Origin of the sequence: Spirosoma aureum, assembly GCF_011604685.1 — a bacterium.
In the GTDB taxonomy this organism is placed as follows: domain Bacteria; phylum Bacteroidota; class Bacteroidia; order Cytophagales; family Spirosomataceae; genus Spirosoma; species Spirosoma aureum.
Genome location: NZ_CP050063.1, coordinates 8017495 through 8033995 on the forward strand (window position 1 = coordinate 8017495; position 16501 = coordinate 8033995).

Sequence of the window (16501 nt, forward strand, 5' to 3'; positions counted from 1 at the left end):
CTACACTGTATGACACCAGCTTTAGAAGTACCTCATGAACAAAAGCGTATCAATGAACAGGAAATAATCAGCTATTATGATGACTGTCAGGTCGATTATGAGATTGTCTGGCACCTAAAGTCGAAGATGTGTATGCACTACGGTTACTGGGATAAAACAACCCGGCGGCTGCGCGACGCACTGACTAATATGAATCGAAAAGTGGCTGAATTTGCCAGAATTGCACCGGGTGAAACAATCCTCGATGCAGGCTGTGGCGTAGGTGGTATGTCTATTTTTCTGGCACGTCAATACCGATGTCAGACAGTAGGAATCACCCTTAGCGAAAAACAGGTTCGAACCGCTACCGAAAATGCCAGTAGACATGATGTTGCCCTGAACTGCCGGTTTGAGCGACAGAACTACCTGACCACCACGTTTCCTGATAACTCCTTCGATGCGGTTGTAGGCCTTGAAAGTATCTGCTACGCCTACGACAAAGCTGATTTTCTCCGCGAAGCGTTCCGGGTACTAAAACCGGGTGGTCGGGTGATGATAGCCGATTTTTTCAGCAATGGGGTCCTACCAGACACAGATGAAGCCCGGCTAATGCAAAAATGGACTGCAACCTGGGCCATCAAAAGCTATGCAGACAACAACGAATTCTGGGAAACCCTTTCGGCGGTAGGTTTTGTGAATTGTCAGCAACAGAACGTAACCGATCATGTAGTGAAAAGTATTCGCCGATTGTATTATTCGTTCTTTCCGGGAGTTATCGTTACCAAGTTGCTCCAATGGGTCGGTATTCGCAATCAGACACAGACCGATAATACCTGGTCTACTCGTTATCAGTACAAAGCCTACCAGCAGAATTTATGGCAATATCGATTCTACTGTGCCGAAAAACCCAACGTGTGAAACGTTTATAAGCCTCGGTTTGTGGTTGCCAGCTGGCACATTACCAAGTAAGTCCAGTGTAGCAACCAAAGCTAATTAACCGCACGAGTACAACATTCAATTCCCCATCATGGATACGCTATCTACACTACTTTATGAGAGTGACGAAACCCTGATCTTCCGCGAGAAAGGTCCTAATGGGACGCAAATCCGGAAGGTATTACGGGCCACGACACCTGATCCTGACCAGATTCTTCAGTTCACGAATGAGTTTGAATACACAAAAGATCTGCGCATTTCCGGTGTTCGCAGGTCGCTTGCCCTTCACAAGGAAAATCAGCAATATTCGCTCCTGTTGGAATACATTGACGGGGCTACTCTGGGCGAAGCATTTGTTGGTAAGAATCAGCCGCTCGACACAGTGCTTTCACTGTTTATTACGGTGTCAGGTATTTTGGGGCAGTTACATAATCGAAATATCATCCATAAAGACATTCACGACAACAATATCCTGTGGATAGAAAAAACGAAAAGCCCCGTGGTGATTGATTTCGGAATCGCTAACCGGATCGACCTGCTCTCCACAAATCTGGGCAATCCAGAACGCATCAAGGGTCGACTCACGCACATGTCGCCGGAGCAGACAGGCCGTGTCAATCGAAAGGTCGATAGTCGATCGGATCTCTATTCGCTGGGTGTTACCATGTATCAGGTATTGACGGGTCTATTACCTTTTCAGGCAACCGACCCGCTTGAACTGGTACACGCCCATATTGCCTGGCCGATTCCGAATGCAACATCCGCGAATCCGGCAATTCCGGCCATTGTCTCAGAAATCGTGACTCAGCTGATGGCCAAAAACGCAGAAGAGCGCTATCAATCAGCGTTTGGGCTGAAAGTTGACCTCGAACGTTGCTTGGCTCAATATCGCGAAACTGGTCAGATCAACCCATTCCCGTTGAAACAACGCGATTTTTCGGGAAAATTTCAGATTCCCCAGAAACTTTACGGACGGGCTGGTGAAGTAGAAACGCTCTTACGGGCTTTCGATCGGGTCAGTCGGGGTAGTGTCGAACTGTTTTTGGTTGCCGGTTATTCGGGGGTAGGCAAAACGGCCCTCATAGGCGAAATTTATAAGCCTGTCACCGAGAAACGGGGGTATTTCGCCGGCGGCAAGTTCGATCAGTATCAACGCAACATTCCCTATTTTGCGTTTAAACAAGCGTTGGGAGAATTCTGTATGCTGTTACTTACCGAACGCAGGGAAACCCTCAGTCGGTGGCAGCAATTGATACAGGAAAGTGTCGGTGAAAATGGGCAGGTATTAACTGATATGATTCCCGAATTAACGACTCTTATTGGCCCACAACCCCATGTACCTAAACTAGATCCACAGGAAGCGACCAATCGCTTCAATCTTGTTTTTTCAAAATTCATGAAGGCTATTGCCCGACCTGAACACCCATTTATTCTCTTCTTGGATGACCTTCAATGGGCCGATGTAGCCTCGCTCAATCTCATTCGCCTATTGATAACTGATGTAAATCATTCGTGCTTTCTGGTAATTGGTGCCTACCGCGACAACGAAGTGAGCGCTGGGCATCCACTGTTGAAAATGCTCGATACAGCCCAGGACGAATCGGCAGTAATCAACGCTATAGTGTTAGACCCACTACGCGAAGAACACCTGTTTCAACTCATCAAAGAATCATTACTGACCGATGATAGCACGGTGCAGGAACTAACCAAATTGGTTTATGCCAAAACGCAGGGCAATGCATTCTTCACGCTGGAATTTCTGAAATCGTTGAATCAAATGGGGCTGGTGAGCTTCGATGCGAACCAACTCAAATGGCAAATTGATTTTGCCGGCATTCGTCGCCGGGCCATTACCAACAATGTGATTGATCTGTTGGTAGAAAAAATGGGAATGCTGCCCGAAACCACTCAGTCGTTTCTGAAAATGGCGGCCTGTATTGGTGGCTTGTTTGATATGCAGCTGTTGGCCTATCTGAGCGGGCAGGATATACCAGAATCATTACAGAATCTATGGGCGGCTGTCGAAGAGGGACTCATTTCACCAGTCGGAGAAAATTATCAGTATGCTGACATTATTCAGCATACCGAGTCATTCAGGATTCAGATCGAGTTTTCACACGACCGCATACAGCAGGCTGCTTATTCGCTCATGACCAGCGACGAGCAGGCCCAGCTTCATTTACAGATCGGGCGTTTTCTGCTCCAGCACCAACTCCACGACGAAGATCATTTATTTGATCTGGTCAACCACCTCAACGCGGGTGCTGAACTACTTACGGAACCCGCCGAACGCGCCCGGCTCACCCGCCTGAATCTGACAGCCAGCCTGAAAGCCCGCCAGGCAAGTGCGCATCTATCAGCCTTCACTTATGTCAATCTGGCCCGGCGGCTGGCAGGTGATCAAAGCTGGACCGACGATTATGGTTTTGCTTTATTGCTCCACAAAACAGCGGCTGATCTGGAATACCTCAACGGCAATTTCTCGGCTGCAGAAACCCTAATGCATGTCTGCCTTGAGCATGTACAGACCTTATCTGAAAAAGCGGATGTATATTTTCTGCTGATGCAGATTCAGAGCAATACAACCCGTTACTACGAGGCTATCGAATCGGCCCGACAGGGACTTAAATTGCTCGATTTCGACTTCCCCGAAAATGCGGCCAACGCAGATGCGCTCATTCCGGCCGTACTCACAAAAATTCTGACGTATTTCGGTCAGCACGGGGTCGAAGGTATCTACGGCAAAGAAGACATGACCGACAAACGATTGTTGGCCATTATCAACATTCTGGACAATCTCTCGCCACCAACCTATGTAACAGGGGAGTCAAGTTTGTGGACCATCCACGTACTGTTCAAAATTGACCTGACTATTGAGCACGGCCTGACTCCACAGGGTGGGTATGCCTTTTCTGAGCTTGGCCTGCTGTTTTTCATTTTGAATCAGTATGATTTCGCTTTTCCGGCGGCTCAGCTTAGCCGAAAAATAGCCCAAAAATTCATCAAGGAATCACCCCGGCATCTGAGCCGGGTAGGCCACTTATACACCAACTACAACCTGCCCTGGATGCGCCCCATTAGCGAAACCGTGGCCCTTAATGATGAATTTTATCAGCTCAGCCTGGAGGCAGGCGAGTTGATTTATGCAGGATACACCAGCTTTTTTCCGTATTTTAACAGCTATTATCAGGGTAAGGAGTCGCTGAATACGTTGATCAATCGCTTACCTGAGGGGCTGGAGTTTACCAAAAAAATCCATCACGATTTAGCCCACGATTCGCTTTGGGGGCTGAATCTCGTACTAGCCTGTCTGACCGGAAAAACAGCATCGGAGAATAGCTTCGACTTACCGGAGAAAAGTGAGCAGGAATTACTGACTTATTGCCAAACCGTCAACGACGCATTCGGCAGTACGGTCTATAATGTACTGAAAGGACAGGCTCTCTATTTACTTGGACGGCTTCACGAGGCTCAGGAATGTCTGGAAACAGCACATGCGCTGGCTGGCGCGATGAGTGGCTGTGTTGCCATAGACACTTCGTTTCGGCTAACATATTGTCTGACATTACTGGCTTTACTACCTCAGGCAGATGAGCAGACAAAAGCTTTGTACTGGACAAAAATTGACCAGTTCAGTCTGCAATTTACGACCTGGGCACTACACAACCCCGCCACGTTTACCCATAAAAAACTGCTGATTGACGCAGAAATTGCCCGTACCAGATTAGAAAATGCCGTAGCTGTTCGGAATTATGCCAAAGCCATAACTTCCGCCGAAGCCAATGGTTATGAACGCGAACTGGCACTGATTCACCGTCTGGCAGCTGATTTCTGGCTGGGAGCTGGTTACCCGTTTTATGCTAAACCCCATATCGAAACGGCCCGATACACGTTTTACCGATTGGATTATACACGGGTAGCGGAGACAATCGACAAAAAATATGAATCCTTGTTTGCTGCTGTTGATCCCAATAGCGACGGCGCGACTGGGCCGTACTACCTGAAAGCACGAAATTATCTGCGTACAACCGTTTCGGAAAACAGTAGTGTACTTGATATTCGGAGTGTGCTTAAAGCAGCCAGCGCATTGTCGGAAGAGTTGGTTCTGGATCGTTTGCTGGACAAAATGCTCCGGATCGTGCTGGAAAACGCGGGGGTGCAGCGAGCCGTATTGTTAGTTCCCAACATGGGTGCCTGGCGCGTTGAAGCCGAACAGAATCTATTAACTACGAATAAATCTGACTTTGAACCAGCCGATCTGGATAACATAAAATCGCTGCCTGCAACGGTGATCAACTATGCGATTCGTACCCAGGCTGAAGTTTTTTCCAGTAATACAAAGCTGCTCAAAGCTTTCGAACGAGATCCGTATCTGAAAGCACAGGCACCGGCGTCCTATTTATGTATTCCACTGATTTTCAAGGGCGATATGGTTGGTATCCTTTATCTTGAACACCAGACTGGTTATAACGCCTTTACGTCTACAGGTCTTAATCTGCTGCGACTACTGAGCAGTCAGATGGCTGCTTCGCTTGCCAATGCCATCCTCTATCGCGACCAGGTAGCACTAAGCCGGGCCTACCAACGGTTCGTGCCGCATTCATTTATCAACGCGCTAGGTCGGAAAAACATTTTACAGGTTGAACTTGGCGACAATATCGATCAGGAAATGACGGTGATGTTCTGCGACATCCGCGCTTATTCGAGTTTGTCGGAAGGCATGACCCCAGAAGATAATTTTCGTTTTATCAATACCTACCTCAAACGTGTCGGACCTGTAATCCGGGCCAATCAGGGCTTCATCAATCACTACCTTGGCGATGGCTTTATTGCCGTATTCAAGAACAATCCTGAAGATGCACTACGGGCTGCTCTTCAGTTATCAGAAACGATTGAGCAGTATAACGAAAAGCGACTGACTGATGGCCGGATACCAATTAGCGTGGGAATGGGTATTCATACCGGTCGAGTGATGATGGGCATTATCGGCGACGAAGAACGCCATGATGCCAACGTTATTTCCGATGCCGTCAATATTTCATCACGGCTGGAAGGACTTACCAAAACATTTGGCAGTACGATTCTGCTGAGCGAAAAAACCATGACTGGTATTATCAATCCGGGCTTGTTCATGTTCCGGTTTCTGGGTCATATTCGGGTTAAGGGGAAAGAAGATGCGTTGGATGTATATGAGATGATCAGCACAAATGCACCGGATTTACTCGAAAAGAAAATACAGACGCTCGATTTGTTTAAAGATGGATTGAATAATTATTACAAAAAGCGGTTCGGCGAGGCAGCCGTTTCGCTACGAAAAGTATTGGACATAAATCCGGCCGATAAAACGGCGTATCGGTATCTGCTGAACGCAGCGCGGTATTTAGTGGAGACCCCATCGGAGGGATGGGATGGCGTAGAAACAATGACCGAAAAATAAAGTGCTGATAGGCAATTGGTCAAATCAGTTCGTACAGATCCCACCCTTAGTAACTATCCGTTTCGCCGGAAGCCTCCTCCGCCCTGTCCATCACGACCGCCCGGACGCATGAATCGGTTGTTGTTGGATGGCGGTGTAAAACCGGCTCCGAACCTACGCAGGTTGTAAACAAAGCTCAGGGTAAAATACCGATTCAGAACCCGGCTCTGTACTTCTTCAACATACGTATCCGTGACGTTCCGGACAACACTGCGGTTCTGGTTGAGTAAATCGAAAACCTGAAGTCTCAATTCACCCTGCTTCTGTTTAAACAACTGGCGCGCCAATGCCATATTGAGTAACGTAAACGACTGGTTGTAACTACCCGACGTACCCCCGTAATGGTTAAAGGTAACATTGGTTGTAAACGTAAACCGTAGCGGAAGCTGGTAGTATAAATCCAGTGTTCCGGTTTGATTCAGATATGTCGTATTCTGTTGCGGTTGTAGCGAATACTTCGCCGACTGCAAACTGATATTTCCCGCCAGGTTCAGATCCAGTTTATCATACAGGTTTGTGTTCAGGCTTAGACCCTGTCCAATGAGCCAGTTCTGAGCAAGGTTTGCCCGCTCATTCACAAAACTAGTCCCCTGATTATACGTCAGATTGGTATTCAGGTTCAGGTTGACCCGCTGGTCCTGGAATTTCAGTGCCCGGCCCAGTACAAGAGAACCGGTTACCGTATAATAACCATTTGTGTTAATAGGTCGGGTAGTCTGGGCACCCGACGGATTGAACGTCGTTGAATTGACAATTTTATTGTCGGTTCGGCTGGCGTTGATCGATACGAACATATTACGGAACGTAGCCGGATCGAACCGGTTGAAATTGAGGGAAATGTTATGACTGTATTCGGGTTGCAGATCGGCGTTTCCCAACTGAATATTCAGCGGGTTGGTGTTATTGGGAACGGGCTGCAACTGGTTTACCGACGGAGCATTGATACGAGTCCGATAATTGAATCGTAGGGAGGTGTTTTTGGCAAAATTGTAGGTAAACAACGCATTCGGCAGCAAGTTCGTAAATGTGCGGCTCAGGTTCGTTTCCCGGCTCAGGTTCGTTGAATTCAGGCTGGCCTGCTGCCCATCGACACCTAACGCATACGTATATTTCAACCGCTTGGTTTGCCACGTTAACCCACCCCGATTGGTCATGTACGTATTGATGAAATTATTGCTTAATAACGCATTCGGACGATCATATTGGCCCGTTGTTTCGTTGAAGTCCGTAACGGCCCGGTTCGATTCATTGTGGTTATTAGACAGATTGTAGTGAAATTCAAGCGTTTGTCGCATCGACAACGGCTCCGTATAGGACGCGTTGATGCTGTTGGTCATGGAGTTCGTTTGCTGGCTGTTCTGCTGATTGATTTGCTGCGTATACAATCCATCAGTGGCGGTCTGGCTGCTTGGCGATCCTGACGAAGTTGATAGTGGCGTAGTCGACTTGGTCAGCGACTTGTTTATACCCAGATTATCCTGATCATTGACCGCTATGTTCCAGTTCACGGAGAATGTACGGCCCGCTTTGCGAAACTTGCGAAACAGCAACAAACTATTGTTTCCATTGATACCGCTGCCGGTCGAGTTATAGTTTGTGTTGCTCGTGTTGGTTGTAACACCTTGCCCGCTAAGCGTCTGCGACTGGCTTTGATTCATGTAATTTGACTCAAGCCACGACACGTTGGGAATCAGCCGGATGGTCGTAAGCGAGTCGAGCCGATAATCGAGCCGGAGATTGAACCGGTTATTGGTATTCGTATTCTCCGAACCGTTGGTCTGGTTGCGCACAAATGTCGAATCCGTACGAACGGAAGTCCCTGACGTGCTGGCACCGGGCAAGATATTTTCCCGGCGGCTGCTCTGATTGGTTAGGGTATTGGTATTGGATATGTTGTAGCTTCCAGCCATATCGATTTTTTTACCGAAGCTGTTGCGGTAATTGATACCACCGGCCCATGATTTGGTAATGGCATTATTACCGACCTGACCGTTTCCGTTGCCATTCCCCCCGCCGTTGCCACTGCGTACGAAGCTCCCTCCGCCCGCGTTACCACCCGAGCCCTGTCCGCTACCGCCAAAGTTATTGCCAAGCCCTAAATCCTGCGCCGTAAAGCCCTGCTGGTTAATGTTATTGGCCATACCCAGGATCGACATCTGCTGCCCATTGCTGAATCGGTTTAAGGTGGCTTTAGCAATGTAGCGCGGATCGTCTCCTGGCTTGGGCCCTACCCCTATCGATTGTTGCCCAAATGTACCTTTACGCTTGTCTTTCTTGGTTGTGATGTTGATCGTTTTGGAACGGTCGCCGTCATCGACACCTGAAAACGCCGATTGCTCCGACATTTGGTCCAGCAGTTGAACTTTGTCGATAATATCAGCGGGTAAATTGCGGGTAGCCATTTTTGGATCATCGCCAAAAAATGGTTTTCCATCAACAAGCACCTTCTTAACAGCCTGACCCTGCGCCGTAATGTTCCCATCACGGTCTACCTGAAGGCCGGGCAGTTTCTTTAATAAATCTTCGACCTGCGCATTTGGCTGTGTTTTAAACGACCCGGCATTGAATTCGAGCGTATCGCCTTTAACCGCCATGGGTGCTTTTTCACCCTGAACCGATACCTCCGTCAGCGTCTGAGACTGAGCCAGTAATTCAAGCGCCCCTGCGTCGACATTGGGGTCAGCTTTGGTAACAGAAACCCGCTTTGAGGCACCTCGGTAACCAACATAGGTGACCAAAACCCGGTATTGCCCCTCTGTGACATTCTTGAAAACAAACTGGCCTTCGCCATCTGTGATTCCAAAGTTGACCAGGGATGAATCGCGTGCCAAAAGCAAAGAGACCGATGCTTCCAGCAGCGGTTTTCTGGTTACGGAATCCACAACAGCCCCTTTGATCGTACCTGATTGAGCCTGCGCCCATGTTGCGGTCAGACTTAGGATCAATATAATAAGAAGGCCACGAAAAGGGCGTGAAGTGAAAAGGTAGTTCATGACTGTAGGATGACTTACTAGTTACAGTAGGCAGTTTTCTGTAGGCAGTCTTCCTTACTGGCCACTGCCAACTGAAGACTGCCTACAACCAACTAAAGACTTGCTTAATTTCTTCCCGGCATGGACGACATCATACGCTGGCGGAAATCAGCCATCGACTTCCGGCGCATCTGCTCCATTTCTTCCGATGTAATTGATTTTGCATCGGAAGGCGGTTGCACGGCTGATGCAGCTATCGCTTCCGTTGAAATTGACGAAGCCTTGTACGATTCGTTATCGGATTCGATCTGGAGAACAACGCCCGTTGGGGGTGTCAGATCAGAAACGGGTGAGTACGTAAAAGGCAGATCGGTCGTGTACCAGATCGTGTATGTCTGCTTCCGGCGGGTTGCGGTGGCTTTGTGGCAGGTGAAGCCCGCTATTTTCTTGGTTTTGTCGCTGGCTTGCCAGTCGCTGGCAGTTGGCATTGGATTCTCGGAACGATAGGTCGTTTGGCTCGTTGAATCCTTCTTGACAGTCAGCACATCAATGCGTTTCCGATTGCCCAGATCCAGATACGTCTGCTGCTCAAACGGGGGCGTCATCCGCGTAGTCCGTGGAGGGCCGCCTGCGTTGCCGGAGCCATCGCCTTCCCGGTTCCGGCGCATCATCATATTTTGAGGTCGATCGCGTTCTTCCTTAGCCATCGTTCCCGAGAAGACAAGCTTCTGCGTGAATGACATTACTTCAGGCATGCCTTCAGGGGCGTCGGGGGCACCCGCACTTCCGGGTCGGACTTCCTGCCCGTTAATGACCATTCGCATTTGAGACCGATCGATCTGGCGCATTCCTTCATACGTAATCTTACCAGAAGCGTATTTATCCGGTGCGGCTGTCTGAGCTGTCGTGTGGAGCGAAATCAGCAAGCCAGCAGCCAATAGAGTGATTATCTGAGCTTTCATTAGGATAAGGAGCAAAAGTGGTATGTAAAAGTTGCACAAAATTTGTTGCTCTCCGTATCGGATTTGCTAAAAGGCATGAAAATGCGGTTAAAACCCTATTTTTGAGTACTGAATGCCCGTTTTATGCCTCCTCAACGTATCATTTCACTCGTCCCTTCGCAAACTGAATTACTCTTCGATCTTGGTCTTGACAGCGAGATTGTTGGTATTACGAAGTTCTGCATTCACCCGGCTGATAAAGTAAAAAACAAGGTGCTAGTTGGCGGCACGAAAACGATTGACATCGACCGGATTCACGCGCTTCGGCCGGATCTGATCATCGCCAACAAAGAAGAAAATACCCGCGAAGAAATTGAGGAGCTCCAACGACAGTATCCCGTCCACATCACCGATATTATAACCATATCAGATGCGCTAAACATGATTCGGGAAGTGGGAGCGCTTGTCGGGAAAGAATCGGAAGCGGAAACAATGGCTGTCCAGATTAAAACAACGTTGGCCATACTACCCAATGATGGCCAGCAACAAACAGTTGCTTACTTTATCTGGCGCAAGCCGTATATGGTTGCGGCTAACGATACGTTTATTCACACGATGCTGGAAACTGCCGGATTCCGGAATGTATTTGCCAATCGAACCCGATATCCGGCCGTAACCCCAGCAGACCTACAGGCTGCCCAGCCCGATCTGATCTTTTTATCGTCAGAGCCTTTTCCGTTTTCCGAAAAACACATCGACGAATTTCGGACTCTTTGCCCATCAGCCAGGATCCTGATCGTTGATGGTGAGGTGTTTTCGTGGTATGGCAGCCGGTTGTTGCGGTCGTCGGCGTATTTTCGGAACTTGCATAACGAAATCGCCCGGCCACAACGATGATCACCGATATTTCTCAGCTCGATCCGAAAGGAACCTACACCTACGCCGACTACCTGAAATGGCAGTTCGACGAAAGTGTAGAACTGATAAAAGGAAAATTATACAGAATGTCGCCCGCTCCCAAGCGGAAACACCAGGATGCATCTGTAAACCTGGAATTTGCTCTCTTGAAGTATTTTGAGGATAAATCATGCAAAGTGTATGATGCCCCCTTCGATGTTCGGCTCCCTGTTCAGAATCGAAAAAACCCGAACCAGATATACACAGTCGTACAGCCCGATATCTGCGTCATATGTGACCTTAAAAAGTTAGATGACGATGGCTGTTTGGGAGCGCCTGACTGGGTCATTGAAATTACATCGCCCCGAACCGCGAAGAATGATTTCAATGAGAAATACAATCTTTATGAAGAAGCCGGTGTTCGTGAATACTGGATTGTTCAGCCCAAAGAAAAAGCAGTCAATGTCTATACGCTCGAAGATGGGCAATACGCACTGGTGGATGTGTATGAGTCGACGGATATTCCCTGCCGTATTTTCCCGGATCTGATTGTTTCGCACGAACGAATCTTCCAATAAACACCCGTGACTACATCCAATACCAACAATAATACGCTCTCGATTGCTTCCGTCAATCTGATTTTGTTTGCAGCCCGGCAACGCGGAATTGATGCTGACGCGCTGGCCCGTACGGTAGGCATTAGCGTCGACGAGTTGCGTAACCCCGACGGACGCGTTCAGATTCGCCAGGTACAGGCACTCTGGCGCGAGATCGTTGCCGCTACCGACGACTCAAGTATTGCGCTGAAACTTGGCGAAATGATCAATCCGGTAGCCATTGGTGTGCTGGCTTATGTGATGATGCACAGCCCAACACTTGGTAAAGCGTTTGAGAAATTATGCCAATACCAGGATATTGTCTGCGAAGGCGTTTCTACGCGGGGGGAGGTTGTTCGTTCCGAGCATTCAGGAGACCAGTTTGTTCTGTCGCTACACATTATCAGTCCAGACATTATTTATCCGGAATTTACCCTCAACTCCGAATTATCCATCTATCAGTCGGCGATTCGCGCCTTAACTGGCCAGCACGTTACAGCTACCGAGATCCGGTTTGCCTATCCGCGTCCCCTGAACACGAGCGAGCATGAGCGCGTTTTTGGCCCAGCCCGCCTGACGTTCGACGCAGACGTAACGGCTTTTATTCTTGATGCATCCTGGCTTGATACACCGGTTCTGAATGCCAACCCTGCCTTCTCGGCCATGTTTGAGCAACATGCTACGGGACTGCTTAACCAGCTCAAAACGCCCTCACTCAGTAGCCGGGTGAAAGCCGAAATTGTGTTGCTCATGAAAGGCGAAGAACCTACGCTGGCAACCGTAGCCGACCGGCTGGCAATGGGCATTCGGACCCTACAGCTTCATCTAAAAGAAGAAGGTACCAGCTACCAGCAACTGCTGGACGAGATCCGGAAAGAGCTTGCTATTCAACATTTGCGGGAGCAAAATCTGAGCACAACAGACATCGCTTATCTGCTGGGTTTTGCCGAGCCGAGTGTTTTCTTCCGGTCGTTTAAAAAGTGGATGGGCGTAACACCGGGGGCTTATCGACTGGCTCGGGCGGCTTAATCGCTCTGGCAATCCTGGCTTTAAAGCGTTTCCAAACTGGTGTGTTTAAAACTGTCCGGGTATTTTAAACCGTACCCCATAGTACGATCCATACTTGAATGCGCAAACAGAATGATTCCTGCCAGCATCAGATTCTGATTACCCATCATCAGGCCGAGTAATCCGATTACAATGCCTAACCCTTTGTGGTGAAAAATATTATAGAAAACCGCACCAACAGCCGGATTCACGACATAACCAATCATACTCAGATCGGGTAGCAACAACAGGGCAGGAAACCACCACCAGGAAAAATCAAGGCGCGAGAACAGGTAAATAGAGCCTAAAAACTGTATCAACTCTTCGGATTTCAATAGCGTTTTCATGAGTTTTTGATTTAAAAAGTAGGGAGTTGGGGGCTTTCAATCAGCAATGGCAAATTGCCTGCTAAAAACCAGGAACTGAAGACTGGCTGGCGACTGGCTTAAATGGCTGTTTCAACTGGTGTTTTGCAAACCACGTTAAGGTTTCAGTCAATGCCTCGTTCATGGGTGTAGGCTGAAAATCAGGAAATAAGGCCATCACCTTTCGATCGTCGAGCAGAATGGTGTTTTCGTAGAGGTACAGCATTTCTTTTACCTCCCGCATAATGGGCATAAACAAACCCAACACGGTAATCAGAAGATGGCTATACACCTGCACTTTCAGCGGGTTGCCGGTCAGCGCACTGATCTGCCCAAACCATGTCCGAATGGATGGCAACGTGATTCCACCATAGTTCCAGACTTGATAGGGTTGTTCAGTAGATTGTTCGCCTAAAGCCCATTCGCGCAGCATGAGCCTGACAATAATTTCGCCCGCATCTTTCGTGAACACCAACTGGTGTGGCACATCGGCATTCAGAATCCAGGGCATGGCTTTATCGGTCAGTGCATTCTCAAAAATTGGTGCAATACCTGCATTCAACACATTAGGACCCCAAAAGTCGGGGAGTCGTACGTTCATCACCCGGCACTGGCCAGCGGTTGCAGCCTGTTCCAGAAGGGATTCAATCTCAACACGTAACCGGCCTTTACGAGTGCATGGATTTGGGCGGCTATCTTCCCGGATCGGCTCTTTTGTATTGCCGAAATTATATACATTGCCGGGAAAAACGATGGTTGCTTTCGTTGGTCTGGCGGCATCGATTACTTTCTGAGTGGCTACGTCCATCGTGCCAAACCACTTATTGTAGGGATAGTTGATGCCATGAAAAATAAAGTCTTTATCAGCCGCAAGCCGGTTCAGCAAATCAGCATCCTGTACATCACCCTCAATAATGGTTAATGTCGGTTGATTCGGAAACAAAGCCTCGGCCTTTGCCCGATTACGGACAAGGATAGTAACAGGCAGTTGGCGATCGAGCAGGTTAGCCGTTACGGCATAACCGATGCTACCCGTAGCACCCAGAACAAGAATAGTTGGCAGTTTGTCAGCAATTGCGTTCATGATGGTTGTGAATCAATTAGTACATGACAAAGGTCTGATGAACTCATCGGGCGGTCGCTGACAAACGACGCAAATCGACTGACCAATTGCGAAAAAGTGCAGGAAAGCAGTCAACCTATCCTGCATACGCTGATTCCGCTATTTTATCACAACACGCAACTCTTTCCATAAACTAATTGTATTTTGCGCATCTATAATTAAGTTTATCTAATTATCGTCCTCTACGAGTAATTGGTTGTCAGCAGCACAGTGGCCAGTCTACCTTCCTCCCGGATTAACTCCACCGATCAGCAACTTTGGCGTAGCCTTCGCGACGGAGACGAATCGGCATTTACGGCCATTTTTGACCGCTATCATCGCACCTTATACAACTATGGTACTAAATTAGTGAGTGATTCAGCACTGACTGAAGATGCCGTTCAGGAGGTATTCATCGATGTCTGGCGCATGCGGGCAACGCTGTCGGAAGACATCAATTCCATCAAATTCTATCTGTATCGATCCTTACGTCGCCGGATTCATCGGATGCAGGACAAATATCAGACAGCGGAAAGCATCGATGACATGGCTGATGATGAGAAGACGCCAATGTCTATTGCCGAAGAAGCCGTACAGATCGAACAGGAATCGAAAGATTTAGTAAGTCGGCGCATTCAGGAGTTGCTTACTCACTTACCGAAACGGCAGGTCGAAGCCCTGACACTGTATTATTTCGATGATTTCGGTATCAGCGAAATTGCCCAGATCATGGACGTTAACGAAAAATCGGTCCGTAATTTCATCCATCGCGCACTCACTTCACTTCGCCAGAACCGGAACTGGCTCATCGGTTCGCTCCTGATTTTCTGGCTATTACTGAATCTGTAAAATTTTTAGAAAAATTTCTATCTACAAAAGAGGTCAACGGGCCATTTTCTGTTTCTTTCTTTATGAAGGGGAAATAGTTCTATAACTTCTTGCGTAGATCCCGTTTTTGTCATGTTATGAAACAAGCCTTCTACTCGCTGATCGAATTTCTGGAAGACCCGGACTTTATAGCCTGGGTGAAGTATCCTGACGAAAAACAGGAGGCTTACTGGCAGCAATTTCTGGAAAGCTATCCGACTCAGAAACCAGTGATCGAGACGGCCCGTCAATACATTTTGGTACTGTCCGAACAAACGGGAGCAAACCTGCCATCGGAAGCACAGAGTCAGTCGATGCGCCAGACCATTCAGAAACACGTTCGTCAGGAAGAAGCACCCATGCCTTTTGTTCAGGTTACACGAACCGGCTGGAGCTGGATGCAGATGGCCGCTTCCATTGCACTGGTGCTGGGATTAGGTGCTACGGCCTATTGGTATAGCCAGAAGACAGATCAGCCGGAAGGTTATCGTCACTTTACGCAATCGGTGCCCACCGGAACGGCTTTGAAAGAAACCCGAAACGATGACGATACTCCACTGACGATTTCTCTGAGCGATGGCAGTTCAGTTGTGCTCCAGCCGGGCAGTCGGCTCAGTTATCCAAACAAGCTTCAACAACGCGAAGTGTATCTGGTCGGGAAAGCCTTTTTTGAAGTGGTGAAAGACCCGGCAAACCCTTTTTTGGTCTACACGCGCGGCATAGCAACCAAAGTGCTGGGGACCAGCTTTTTCATCGACGCGCCCGACACAAATCAGCCCATTGAGGTCGCGGTCAAAACAGGGCGAGTAGCTGTTTATTCACTTGAGAAATCTGAATCGACCAATCCAAAAACCACTGATTCTGAACAAAATAGCCTGGTATTGACGCCAAATCAGAGCGCTGAATACCTAACAGACAGTCATCAACTGGTTCGCAAAGCGGATACTCTCTCAACCTTCGCTCAACCCGGAACGCTGACCGTTGCCAAGCAATCGTTTGATTTCGATGAAACGCCGGTGTCGGCGGTGTTCAGCACGCTTGAAAAGGCCTATGGTGTCGATATCGTTTACAATGAATCGGCCCTGGGCAACTGTTCACTATCGGCCTCACTGGTTGGTCAGCCTTTCCACGAAAAACTGTCGGTCATTTGCAAAGCTCTCGATGCCCAATATTCCCTACAGGGCAATCGGGTCGTTATTACCGGCGGGCAACGGTGTCAATAATACTTTATTCGTATTCCTAATCGTAAAAACCCTTGGCAAACCAAAAATGAATACCTCCATCCAGTAAAAAAGGTCAGCTATGTTCCCGCATAGCTGACCT

11 protein-coding genes are annotated in these 16501 nt (G+C 48.3%); 7 read left to right on the forward strand and 4 right to left on the reverse strand.

Going from position 1 to position 16501, the window contains the following annotated elements:
* Window positions 1–9: 9 nt before the first annotated feature.
* Window positions 10–897, forward strand: coding sequence for a methyltransferase domain-containing protein (locus G8759_RS32225; protein WP_167217372.1), 888 nt, complete (start codon window positions 10–12; stop codon window positions 895–897).
* Between the two features lie 109 nt (window positions 898–1006).
* On the forward strand, window positions 1007–6352 hold the full coding sequence (locus G8759_RS32230) for an AAA family ATPase (RefSeq protein ID WP_167217374.1): 5346 nt from the start codon (window positions 1007–1009) through the stop codon (window positions 6350–6352).
* A 53-nt stretch (window positions 6353–6405) separates the two neighbouring features.
* Here the strand turns inward: G8759_RS32230 and G8759_RS32235 are convergent, their stop codons facing one another.
* Together G8759_RS32235 and G8759_RS32240 are read right to left on the reverse strand one after the other, a co-directional pair.
* Window positions 6406–9384: an outer membrane beta-barrel family protein gene (locus G8759_RS32235; RefSeq protein ID WP_167217376.1), complete on the reverse strand. Its 2979-nt coding sequence runs from the start codon at window positions 9382–9384 to the stop codon at window positions 6406–6408.
* 104 nt (window positions 9385–9488) lie between these two features.
* Entirely contained in the window at window positions 9489–10325 is an 837-nt protein-coding gene (locus G8759_RS32240; protein WP_167217378.1) for a GLPGLI family protein, read from the reverse strand.
* A gap of 123 nt (window positions 10326–10448) precedes the next feature.
* Here G8759_RS32240 and G8759_RS32245 point away from each other — a divergent pair, with 123 nt between their 5' ends.
* Genes G8759_RS32245 through G8759_RS32255 form a run of 3 tightly spaced genes read left to right on the forward strand, consistent with a single transcriptional unit; the run spans window position 10449 to window position 12826 of the window.
* Window positions 10449–11201, forward strand: coding sequence for an ABC transporter substrate-binding protein (locus G8759_RS32245; protein WP_167217380.1), 753 nt, complete (start codon window positions 10449–10451; stop codon window positions 11199–11201).
* Window positions 11198–11779 (forward strand): Uma2 family endonuclease, encoded by a 582-nt coding sequence (locus tag G8759_RS32250; protein WP_167217382.1) that lies wholly within the window; start codon window positions 11198–11200, stop codon window positions 11777–11779. Before G8759_RS32245 ends, G8759_RS32250 begins: the two co-directional genes overlap by 4 nt.
* A gap of 6 nt (window positions 11780–11785) precedes the next feature.
* The gene (locus G8759_RS32255; protein ID WP_167217385.1) at window positions 11786–12826 is read left to right on the forward strand and encodes an AraC family transcriptional regulator; all 1041 of its coding nucleotides are present in this window, start codon (window positions 11786–11788) and stop codon (window positions 12824–12826) included.
* Between the two features lie 20 nt (window positions 12827–12846).
* Here the strand turns inward: G8759_RS32255 and G8759_RS32260 are convergent, their stop codons facing one another.
* Together G8759_RS32260 and G8759_RS32265 are read right to left on the reverse strand one after the other, a co-directional pair.
* Window positions 12847–13191, reverse strand: a complete 345-nt coding sequence (locus G8759_RS32260; RefSeq protein ID WP_167217386.1) for a DUF4260 domain-containing protein — start codon at window positions 13189–13191, stop codon at window positions 12847–12849.
* Window positions 13192–13252: 61 nt separating this feature from the next.
* Window positions 13253–14293, reverse strand: a complete 1041-nt coding sequence (locus G8759_RS32265; protein WP_167217388.1) for an NAD-dependent epimerase/dehydratase family protein — start codon at window positions 14291–14293, stop codon at window positions 13253–13255.
* Between the two features lie 249 nt (window positions 14294–14542).
* Between G8759_RS32265 and G8759_RS32270 the strand changes: the two genes are divergently transcribed.
* Both G8759_RS32270 and G8759_RS32275 read left to right on the forward strand, forming a co-directional pair.
* Window positions 14543–15160, forward strand: coding sequence for an RNA polymerase sigma factor (locus tag G8759_RS32270; protein ID WP_232074034.1), 618 nt, complete (start codon window positions 14543–14545; stop codon window positions 15158–15160).
* A gap of 116 nt (window positions 15161–15276) precedes the next feature.
* Window positions 15277–16401, forward strand: a complete 1125-nt coding sequence (locus tag G8759_RS32275) for a FecR family protein (RefSeq protein ID WP_167217390.1) — start codon at window positions 15277–15279, stop codon at window positions 16399–16401.
* The last annotated feature ends 100 nt before the right edge of the window (window positions 16402–16501 follow it).